Annotated in this window: 2 protein-coding genes; both read left to right on the top strand. The window is 68.7% G+C overall.

Annotated features, from left to right (window positions below):
• Positions 1-502, top strand: a 502-nt coding sequence (locus tag GPA_RS03440) for a TorD/DmsD family molecular chaperone (RefSeq protein ID WP_041238944.1), incomplete at its 5' end; no start/stop codon positions are given.
• Positions 503-562: 60 nt separating this feature from the next.
• A partial coding sequence (locus GPA_RS03435) for a radical SAM protein (RefSeq protein WP_049783994.1) occupies positions 563-1,755 on the top strand: 1,193 nt, incomplete at its 3' end.

Genomic DNA, 1,755 nt, shown 5'->3' with positions numbered 1-1,755 from the left:
GGGCGAAACGGCCGACCCGGAGCGCGCCGAGGCTCTCGCCGCGCGCCTGCGCGCCTCCTACGACCGGCTGTTCCAGGTGCCCGGCGAGCATTACGTGCATCCCTGGGAATCGCCGTACACGGGCAAGGAGTCTGTGGTGTTCCAAGAGAGCACGCTCGACGTCCGGTCGTTCTACCATGCGGCAGGCTTCAAGCTGCGAGCGGAGAAGCGATTCCCCGACGACCACATCGCTGCTATGATGGACTACCTGGGCGCTTTGAGCCAGCGTGCGTACGAGGCGTTCGCCGACGGCCGCGACGACGAGGCGGCCCGGACGCTCGCGACGCAGCGGCAGTTCGTCGACCGGCACCTGCTGAACTGGGTCGACCAATTCGCAGCCAAGGTCATCGAGCACGATGCGCAGGGGTGCTATGGTGTACTCGCGGGCGGCATGGCGGCGTTCGCCGCGCTCGACCGCGTGCTGTCCGAGCAGGTCGAGGCAGAGCTGGCCGAGCCGGAGTAGGCGGGGCCGATCGAGTCGGCCGCCCGCGCAGCAGGGCCGACGTTTCTACAGGAGGGTACCGTGGATCTTCAGGGCTACAGGCAGGCGTTCGACGAGGCGGAGCGCGACTTCGAGGCTGCGGTGGAGGAGTACGGCCTGGCGTTCGAGCGCGAGGAGGCCTCCCCGCGCGAGGCGCGCGTGCGCACGGCGGCATCGTGCGGGTGCCGCTGCGAGAACGGCGCCTCGTCGTTGTGGCGCAACTGGATATCGCCTGCGTGCCTGGCCTGCCGCACCGGCGACGAGACGGCCACGTTCTTCGTCGATTTGCGGTGCGTCAAGAAGTGCTACTTCTGCTTCAACCCGAACCAGGACCACTACGAGCACTTCCTCTCCCATGAGCGCGACATCGTGGCGGAGCTCGAGCAGGCGCATGCCATGGGCGCGCGGTTCCGCTGCCTGGCCATCACGGGCGGCGAGCCGCTGCTGCACCCCGAGCAGGTGAACGCCTTTCTCCGGCATGCCGGCCAACTTTACCCGGACGCCCACACGCGCCTGTACACGTGCGGCGACCTGCTTGACGAGCGCAGCCTGCAGGAGCTTGCCGAAAGCGGCCTGGACGAGATCCGCTTCAGCATCAAGCCGCCCGACGCGGGCGACGGCCAGGACCGCGTGTACGAGCTCATGGAGCAGGCGGTGGGCACGATCCCGGCCGTGGTGGTGGAGGTGCCCGTGATACCGGGCTCGCTCGGGCAGATGAAGGACCTGCTGGTGCGGTCGGATGCCCTCGGCATCAGCGGGGTTAACCTGCTGGAGTTCTGCTTTCCGCTGCACAACGCCGCAGAGTTCGCGAAACGCGGCTTCCAGCTGCGCAAGCATCCCTTCAAGTACCTCTACAACTACTGGTACGGCGGCGGGGTGCCGGTGGCCGGCAGCGAGGCCGAGGCCTTGGAGCTGCTGGCGTTCGCCGAGCGCGAGGGCCTGCGGCTGGGAATCCACTACTGCAGCTCGGACAACAAGAACACCGGCCAGATATACCAGCAGAACAAGGCGTTCTTCGCGGACCCGGCGCTGCGGGATGCCCACCCGTGGATGCGCGCGGACGAGGGCGACCGGTTCCTGAAGTGTGCGAAGGCCTTCGGGGAGGATGCGCGCCGGGCGAGGGAATGGGCCGAGGGCGCCGGCGTGGCCTGCGGCTACGACCCGGACGTGCCGAGCCTCGCGCTTGCGGACGACGACGCCGCGGCGCTGGAGGAGGCCTGCCCGTCCATCGTCCT

Origin of the sequence: Gordonibacter pamelaeae 7-10-1-b, from assembly GCF_000210055.1 — a bacterium.
GTDB classification, from domain to species: domain Bacteria; phylum Actinomycetota; class Coriobacteriia; order Coriobacteriales; family Eggerthellaceae; genus Gordonibacter; species Gordonibacter pamelaeae.
Note: the sequence above shows the minus strand (reverse complement) of the source record. Positions and strands in the feature narration are given on the sequence as shown.